Annotated in this window: 10 protein-coding genes; 3 read left to right on the forward strand and 7 right to left on the reverse strand. The window is 35.7% G+C overall.

Going from position 1 to position 7,712, the window contains the following annotated elements:
* The first annotated feature begins 112 nt into the window (after positions 1-112).
* From AC1RYN_RS06985 to AC1RYN_RS06995, 3 genes are all read left to right on the forward strand, one after another.
* Positions 113-727 carry a helix-turn-helix domain-containing protein gene (locus AC1RYN_RS06985; RefSeq protein WP_481806381.1) on the forward strand — a complete coding sequence of 205 codons (615 nt, stop codon included), beginning with the start codon at positions 113-115 and terminating at the stop codon, positions 725-727.
* 106 nt (positions 728-833) lie between these two features.
* Complete coding sequence (locus tag AC1RYN_RS06990) at positions 834-2,168, forward strand: MauE/DoxX family redox-associated membrane protein (RefSeq protein ID WP_481806382.1); 1,335 nt, start codon at positions 834-836, stop codon at positions 2,166-2,168.
* A 293-nt stretch (positions 2,169-2,461) separates the two neighbouring features.
* Positions 2,462-2,740: a DUF6520 family protein gene (locus AC1RYN_RS06995; protein ID WP_481806383.1), complete on the forward strand. Its 279-nt coding sequence runs from the start codon at positions 2,462-2,464 to the stop codon at positions 2,738-2,740.
* A 69-nt stretch (positions 2,741-2,809) separates the two neighbouring features.
* Here the strand turns inward: AC1RYN_RS06995 and AC1RYN_RS07000 are convergent, their stop codons facing one another.
* From AC1RYN_RS07000 to AC1RYN_RS07030, 7 genes are all read right to left on the reverse strand, one after another.
* On the reverse strand, positions 2,810-3,538 hold the full coding sequence (locus AC1RYN_RS07000) for an alpha/beta hydrolase family protein (protein ID WP_481806384.1): 729 nt from the start codon (positions 3,536-3,538) through the stop codon (positions 2,810-2,812).
* Positions 3,535-4,053, reverse strand: coding sequence for a hypothetical protein (locus tag AC1RYN_RS07005; protein WP_481806385.1), 519 nt, complete (start codon positions 4,051-4,053; stop codon positions 3,535-3,537). The genes AC1RYN_RS07000 and AC1RYN_RS07005 overlap by 4 nt, the downstream gene beginning before the upstream one ends.
* Positions 4,028-4,963, reverse strand: coding sequence for a DPP IV N-terminal domain-containing protein (locus tag AC1RYN_RS07010; RefSeq protein ID WP_481806386.1), 936 nt, complete (start codon positions 4,961-4,963; stop codon positions 4,028-4,030). The genes AC1RYN_RS07005 and AC1RYN_RS07010 overlap by 26 nt, the downstream gene beginning before the upstream one ends.
* Positions 4,948-5,361: a hypothetical protein gene (locus AC1RYN_RS07015; protein WP_481806387.1), complete on the reverse strand. Its 414-nt coding sequence runs from the start codon at positions 5,359-5,361 to the stop codon at positions 4,948-4,950. The genes AC1RYN_RS07010 and AC1RYN_RS07015 overlap by 16 nt, the downstream gene beginning before the upstream one ends.
* Positions 5,333-6,562, reverse strand: a complete 1,230-nt coding sequence (locus AC1RYN_RS07020) for a RagB/SusD family nutrient uptake outer membrane protein (protein WP_481806388.1) — start codon at positions 6,560-6,562, stop codon at positions 5,333-5,335. Before AC1RYN_RS07020 ends, AC1RYN_RS07015 begins: the two co-directional genes overlap by 29 nt.
* Before the next feature lie 74 nt (positions 6,563-6,636).
* The gene (locus AC1RYN_RS07025) at positions 6,637-6,885 is read right to left on the reverse strand and encodes a hypothetical protein (protein WP_481806389.1); all 249 of its coding nucleotides are present in this window, start codon (positions 6,883-6,885) and stop codon (positions 6,637-6,639) included.
* A 192-nt stretch (positions 6,886-7,077) separates the two neighbouring features.
* Positions 7,078-7,413: a hypothetical protein gene (locus AC1RYN_RS07030; RefSeq protein ID WP_481806390.1), complete on the reverse strand. Its 336-nt coding sequence runs from the start codon at positions 7,411-7,413 to the stop codon at positions 7,078-7,080.
* Positions 7,414-7,712 lie beyond the last annotated feature (299 nt).

A 7,712-nucleotide genomic window follows, 5' to 3' on the forward strand; every position in this document is an offset into this window, starting at 1 on the left:
ACCATTTGCTAAGGTTAATACATGCTCCTGTTGTTAGGGAGGCAGCACCTATTATTGCATACAAAATGTAAATCAAGCGGCGCTGGATATTTTAGGATATGATGCCGCGCAAATGCTTAAAAGGCCAATTCGAAGTTTTCTAAAGAATGAGTTCGGGAATATGTCAGATCAGGAGAGAACGACGATGGTAGAGCGACTCGTATTAGGTGAAATCATTACCCTACATTTTATCACCAGTAAAATGCTCGTAGTGAGTGCCGAGTGCTCCGTATCCAGATTTTCACAGGGAAAGGCTATGCTCTTGAGTTTCGTTGCTCCTTACTTCCAATTCCTAGGGCATACTGCGGAAACATTTGATGAAAAATTTAGTAGATATTCCGGTTTCCGCAAAACCGATGCCCGTCTGATGCAACGGGTTTACGATTACATATTAGTGAATTTAGCCAGCCCATTGCCATTGATAAAGGAGTTGGCAAGGAAATTCGGAACTAATGATTGTAAACTTAAAGATGGTTTTAAACATTTTTTCCATACCACTATCTATCATTTTTATACTGAAGAACGGCTTAAACGTGCTTATATCATGATTGAACAAACCGATATTCCTTTAAAAAATATCTCCTCTATGAATGGTTTTAATGATTATCCCAATTTCTCTAAATCATTTAAAAAACGCTATGGAGTTTCTCCAAAAGAACTCTCGAGTGGTAAAACGGGAATCTCTTAAATAAAAAATAAACTTAATCCGTTTTAGACAATTGTCCCTCCCGATACGACAATTGTTATTGTTTTGAAATTCAGAAATTTACATAACGAATTAAAATCGATATGTTATGAGACTGAATATCAACCTACGAACCACATTTTTAGAGATGACTTGTCTACTTTATATAATGTTATTTGTTTATGCGGCTACTAATAAATTATTGGATTTTGAGAATTTCAAAGTAGAATTGGGGCAATCTCCTTTATTAAGCGCATTTGCCCATTGGATCTCCTGGACTGTACTGATTGTGGAGTTCACCATTGCAATATTACTTCTTTTTCCCAAAACACGCATCAAAGCACTGTATGCCGGATTTTGTTTGATGACCATGTTTACTGCCTACATTTTTATCATGCTCAATTACAGTTCCTATCTTCCTTGCTCCTGTGGAGGCATATTGGAAAAAATGAGTTGGCAGGAACACCTGATATTTAATTTCGCCTTTGTAATATTGGCTGGATTCGCACTCTGGTTAAATCATACTCCAAATAATTCAAGGCGAAAAATTACAAGAGCTATTTCATATCCTATGCAATTATCATTAGCTTTCTTATGCAGTGGCGTTGTTGTACTACTTTTATTTCTCTCTTCAGAGGAAATCATGCATCATCAGAATCCTTTTATCCGCCGCTATCCGCATCATCCAGTTACATTGAAATATACTCTAGATCTAAAATACAACTCCTATTATTTTGCAGGAGCCGGCGATGAAAAATTATATCTTGGTAACTCTACAGTTCCATTATACCTATTATCAATTGATTCCAGGTTAAAGCAACAAAAAATGAGAGCTACACTTGACCGCAAGAGCTTTGCTTTTAAATCATTTAGAATGGTTGTTCGCCCTCCATTTTTCTACATAATTGATGGTAGGGTTCCTGCTATATTTAGTGGTAGGATTACCAATTGGAAAGCCAAATTACAAGAACCTAGGCCTCCATATTTTGGTACTGCCGTACCGATAGATAGTAGCACTATTGTTTTTAGAGGGATTAGTAAAACCAATAGTAATAACATTCTTGGTTTATTTACCGCTGGAAGCCAATCAAAAATCAGGATGGCACCAGAATTATTACAAAAGCAAATCGATGGCGTTTTTGATTCCGATGGAATGTTGCATTACAGCCCCGAAATTAAACGCATTATTTATGTCTATAGTTATAGAAACGAGTATATAATAGCAAACGAAAATGGGATACTTGACTATCGAGGCAATACAATTGATACAATATCTCGAGCACAAATAAAAATAGCTTATTTAAAAGAAAAAACAGAACAAACAATGGCGATACCAACCCTAACTGTAAATGGGAACAGCAGTGTATATGGGCACCTTCTTTTTGTGAATTCGAATGTTCCTGTCGCTATGAAAATGAAAAAGCATGGAAACAATCATCGGTGATTGATGTATATGATCTTAACAAAAAAGCCTATTTGTTTAGCTTTCATATTTATGGAATCGATGGCAAAAAGCTTCGAAATTTTCTAGTTACATCAAACTATGTGTATGCCCTTATCGATACTAAACTAGTCGTTTATCAGATAAACGATAAACTAAAAAATGAAATGAAATGAAACGTGTGGAAGAAAAAACTTTCTGACGCATACAATAATATACTAGCGCTAAGTATCAGGAATTAGATCGAACACCTGTAGAAAAAAGTAGATCATGATTAACCTTTAAATTATAATATTATGAAAACAATAAATTTAAAAAAAATGATGCCTGTTGCAGTTTTTGTACTGGCCCTTTCTGGTGCATTTCTAACCACATCGATGCAAAGTGACACTAAAGTACTTGATCAAATAGACGGTTTTGTGACTTTGCCAAATGCCCCTAAACCTTGTAGTATTGAAGTAGAGTGCAGTGATGAAGAAGGTCCTCTTTGTCGTCGTTTTGGTACTTTTGGCCCTCAAGCGTTTGGAAAAGATAGTCCAACGAGTTGTCCTGTGGAAGTTTATCGCCCTGATTGATTTTTTAATTGTTATTAAAAAGTACAATGCAGTTCTTTTGTGGAACTGCATTGTCATTTATATAAGTCACTATTGGAGACCTGCTTTTATCCATGATACTGACCGTTCGTCTTTTAGATGATAGTCGAACCAGTCATGCAGTCGAATAGAAAGATCTTTTTGATTCTTTTTACTATTAAGATTATGTCCTTCATTAGGATAGAGTAACATAATATGTTTCTTTTCTAAACGACGCAAAGCTAAATAAAATTCAATACTTTGGCTCCAATTCATCTGCATGTCATTACCTCCAGTCCAAGAGAGTAAAGGTGTTGTGATATTCTCTACATGAGCAATAGGTGAATTTCTATCGTAGCCTATCCTATCCTCAAATAATGATTTCCCCATACGCCATTGTTGGCTCTCGAAACGCCACATATCTGGTCTACCATTATTCCATCCAACTGTAAGATAGAAACTAGTTAAATCTGATGCGGCACTACCAGCTACAGCAGCAGCAAATAGATTTGTTTGTGTAATAATAAAATTTGTTTGATAACCTCCGAAAGAGTGACCAATAAGCCCAATTTTATTTCGTAAAACAAGTCCTCGTCCTATCACTTCATTTGTTGCTGAAACAACACAGTCTGTTGCAGATACCCCAGGATCACCAATTTTATATGAAATGTCTGGTGCTAGTACAAAATAGCCCTGAGTTGTAAAAGTGGATATATTAAATAACCCATCTCCAGTGAACTCAGATGGATTGATATAATTATGAACATCTTTGGAAGACTTTTCGTAAATATATACAATCATTGGGTATTTTTTTTTGCTGTATAGTCAGCAGGATAATACAGTGCTCCTTGCAAAGATTCACCTTTTCTGTTTTTGTATTGAATCAGTTCTGATTTTCCCCAATAAAAATGTTGTTGCTGCGGGTTACTATGTACCAATACTCTAGATTCATTTTGCTTATCATTTAATAACATTAAACGTGGAGAAAAATCATAACGTTCTTCAGTATACATGAACGTATTTCCATTTTCAGACTGGATTAAATGAGCCAGATGTGCATTGTTGGTAAATACTAGTTTTTTATTAGATTGGAATGTCCATTTATAATAGCCAAAATATCCTTGATTACTGGTTCCTTCCAATAACAATCCTTGGCCTAAATCTATAACATCATGAATTTTTCCAGTGTAATTTGTTTTTTCTATTGGCACATTGTCATATCCAGCTAATTGAAATTCAGTTTGTATTTCCCTTCCATGAGTTAATCTTTTTGCAGATACACCATCAGGGTCAATTGCCCAATATATCGTAGGCATCACATAATAGTATTTCTTTATCCTGCGGGGTCCAGCCTAAATTTGAGAACGCACTTATATTTTGTGGATGCTCCTTTTTGTTATGAAAAAAAGGGTACTCAATATTTTTAGTTATATTGGTATGGGTCTTTTTTTTAACGTTATAGACCCACCAGTTTTTCTTTTGAAAATAAGCAATATATTTTCCGTTTGGAGAGGGAATAATGTACTTATTGTATCCATTGTGTTTCTTTAAAAGAAGTTCTCTTTTACCAGTTGATAAATTTTCGATATAGTAATCTCGTGGACCTTCAAAAGTATATTGTGGTTCATATTGCTGGGCATTGGATAGTATAGCAGACTTCTGATCTCCAGTTAGCATGAATTGCGGCAAACGGTCATTAGAAATAAGCCTATAATTATCCTCAAAAGGTTGCCATAACCCTAAATAAATTCCTTTAAATATTTTTTGTTTTTCTTCCATTGGAAAGATCCATTTGGCATTTCCATTCCATAATTGTACATCTGAGCCTTTTATGCTATCCTTTAATTTTGTCATTCGCTTTAGGGTAAAAAAGACATTTTGCATGTCATCCGAAATCTTTAATTTATAGCTTGCAGCAGTAACAAAGAGAGAATCACTAAGAAAATCATGCTGGGTTTCTCTATTTGTCTTGTATAATTTTTTATTGGAAAGAGTATAATAAAAGATTGTATTCTCTAGATTAGTCACATCATTAGATTCTTGCATAAAAGCAAGTGCTTCACCTTTTTTCTGCCATACTAGATTACTAAAAGAGTTAACGCCAGTCCATAATGTGATTTTGCTATTTTTTCGTGAAAGATCCAAAAGGCAAATACTATGTTTATAATCCATAATGGTCGTATATAAAATCATTTGGCTTGTAGGATCGATTATAAATTCGTCCACTGCAATGATAGTCTCTTGGATAGCTCCCTGCGGTTTCGAATAATCAATACCTTTCCTTTTTCCTTTTCGGTTACCAAAATCATGAGTTTTTTGGTTGTCGTGGAGTAAACATATTGGCTAGCGTTAGGCACTGTTTCTTGTTTGCCTGTTACCAAATTCATTAGATGTAATCCGTCTGCCGTCTGGTAGACAAACCATTCACTTGTTATAAAATCCCCATTATTTCCTAAAGGAAAAGCATGGGGCTTTAATGATTTGGTATTTTTTACAAACAAAGTATCAAGACCACTTTCGTAAGCTATTGCATAACTAACCCATTGCCCATTTGGACTTATTTTATCAGGATACAATTGTCCCCATTTTGGGTAGTCAACTGTAGTTAATACTTTTTTTTGCAACACCTGCCCCCAAAGGGAGCAGGCTACTAATTGCAAAATAAAACATAAAAAAAAGGATGGCTTTCGCCATGGCAACACTATTGTTGTTTTGGATTGTATTTTCATTTTGTTTTTTGTTTTTAAAAATCAATACCCTGGATTTTGAGGATTGAGATTTGGATTTAAACTCGAGTTCACTCTCTGGAATAGGCAAAAGATTGTCAGTTGAATTCCATCCTGGTTTTATGGACAAGGCAGCATCAAGTCTCCCTGTTCGCTTAAGATCAAAAAAGCGATGTCCGTATTCGGTGAAAAGCTCTTTTCTTCTTTCCTCAATTATTGCATCTAACATTTGTTCTTTTGAGTTTGCAACTATGTCGGAAAGTCCCGCACGATTTCTTATCTTATTCAAGTCAGCTTTGGCTCTCATGTAATCCTCTTGTTGTGCACGAGCTTCTGCACGTATGAGATACAACTCAGTCAGGCGCAGAACTATTGAATATTCATTCGAAGTCGATAATCTAGATTCTTTGTACTTATAAGCATAATACCAAGTTGTGGTTCCTTTACTTATGGTGCCTATCCAATTTGTTTTTCGCAGATCTTCAGGTGTAAAAGAATTTACTAGTGATTCATTTAGGGCCACAAGCGTAGGTGGACCAGTAACAAGAATAAAAAGAGCACCTTCATCGGCATTTTTTCCAGCAAGAGCAGGCATAAATTGCCAAATTGCTTCTGTAGAATTCTTTAAAAATACCTTGTTAAGCGAATTTTCAAAAACATATAAAGAATTGTTCTCTATCACTGCTGATGCCATTTTATCAGCATCATCCCATGCTCCCATATAAAGATAAACCCTTGCTAGAAACTGCTTCGCAAAAGAGTTCGGACCTATCCTCTCAGGATTTAAGTAGGAAGGCGAAAGAAGTTGTACTGCTGTATTCAAGTCATTTACGACCTGAACATATACCTGATTCCTTGGTAGTTTGGTCACGACACTATTAGTTTTGTAATCAGTGCTTTGTACATAAGGGATGTCCCCAAAGAGCTGTAACAGGTAAAAATGAAGCAGTCCACGAACAAAAAGTGCTTCACCTTCCAATTGTTTTTTTTCTTGTGCCCCTAATGTAGATGCACGAACGCCTTCCAATACCGCATTGGCTGCATAGATTTGATTGTATGCATTGTTCCAGAAGGTCGTAATTGAATTGTTAGAAGGCAAGACTGCATTAGTATAAAATGCTAGGGTCGAATTATTCGGGCTACCATAAAAAGAAAGTTCATCACTATAATTACCTAAGTAATTTGTAAGCCCAAATTGAGTACCTGTAAGTATCCTTTGTCCCTGATTTTAGAATACACATCGGTCATAGCTGCTGTAGCTGTAGTGTAATCCTGAAATACAGTGACATTAGTAAGCTGTGATTTTGGAAGATCTACCTCTAGAAAGGAATCGCAGGCAGGCATCGAGACAGTAAAGCTTAAAAAGAATATCTTTTTTGCTATGCACCAGTAGCCGTACTTTTTTATACATTTTGTTTTCATACTTTGAATAGATTAAAAAGTTAATTGGATTCCAGCAGTGATTATATTTCAGGGGGCAGATAACCGCTACTAGTAAATTCAGGATCCCCATCTTTGTAAGGGGTAAAGGTCAAAAGGTTCTGTCCTTGTAGCATAACTGTACATTGCACTGCTTTTGAATTCAAAGGGACATCATAACTTAATGCAACTGTTTTAAGACGAAATATACGATGCGTCTACAATCGCGGCATCACTACTATCATAGCGAAAATGTGCAGAAACTGCCGCATCGTTGTATCCTGCAGTATATATTTGATAAGGGCTAATATCTCCTATTTGTTGCCAACTATTTACCATCCTTTCTGGCTGATTAAACATCATACCCGAATTGCCACCGAGATAACTTAGGTTACGTTGTTTTACAAATTGTAAAAGAAAATTTAGTTTCCAATGTTTGTAACTCACTTGATTTTGTAATACCTTCAATATATTGAGCAATGAGGTCATTATAGTTTGTTTGTCGTCAGGGGAAGGCAAGTTTGCCATCATTATTTTGATCGGCAAATTGATAGATTCCAGTTTCAGGATCGATCCCAATGTATTTATATGTTAGCTCGATGTTCAGCGGTTTTCCGATACGATATCTGTTTTTTATAAGTTGAGTTTTGCAGATTAGGAAAACTTATAAGTTCATTACGGGAATACTCACATTAAGGCTACTTGTCCAATTGAAATTCTTAGTTGAAAAATTGACAGTGCGAAGTGTAAATTTGAATAGGTGCTGCCTCCCTAACAACAGGAGCATGTATTAACCTTAGCAATACGCAACTGAACGAAGGAACGCTACA

It is taken from the genome of Flavobacterium sp. TC780 (assembly GCF_056783245.1).

Bases quoted from the DNA above. Each gene is read 5' to 3' on its own strand.
- AC1RYN_RS07030 (WP_481806390.1), bottom strand. From the start codon at position 7,413: ATGATGGCAAACTTGCCTTCCCCTGACGACAAACAAACTATAATGACC.
- AC1RYN_RS07005 (WP_481806385.1), bottom strand. From the start codon at position 4,053: ATGCCTACGATATATTGGGCAATTGACCCTGATGGTGTATCTGCAAAA.
- AC1RYN_RS06990 (WP_481806382.1), top strand. From the start codon at position 834: ATGAGACTGAATATCAACCTACGAACCACATTTTTAGAGATGACTTGT.
- AC1RYN_RS07025 (WP_481806389.1), bottom strand. From the start codon at position 6,885: ATGAAAACAAAATGTATAAAAAAGTACGGCTACTGGTGCATAGCAAAA.
- AC1RYN_RS06985 (WP_481806381.1), top strand. From the start codon at position 113: ATGCTTAAAAGGCCAATTCGAAGTTTTCTAAAGAATGAGTTCGGGAAT.
- AC1RYN_RS07000 (WP_481806384.1), bottom strand. From the start codon at position 3,538: ATGATTGTATATATTTACGAAAAGTCTTCCAAAGATGTTCATAATTAT.
- AC1RYN_RS06995 (WP_481806383.1), top strand. From the start codon at position 2,462: ATGAAAACAATAAATTTAAAAAAAATGATGCCTGTTGCAGTTTTTGTA.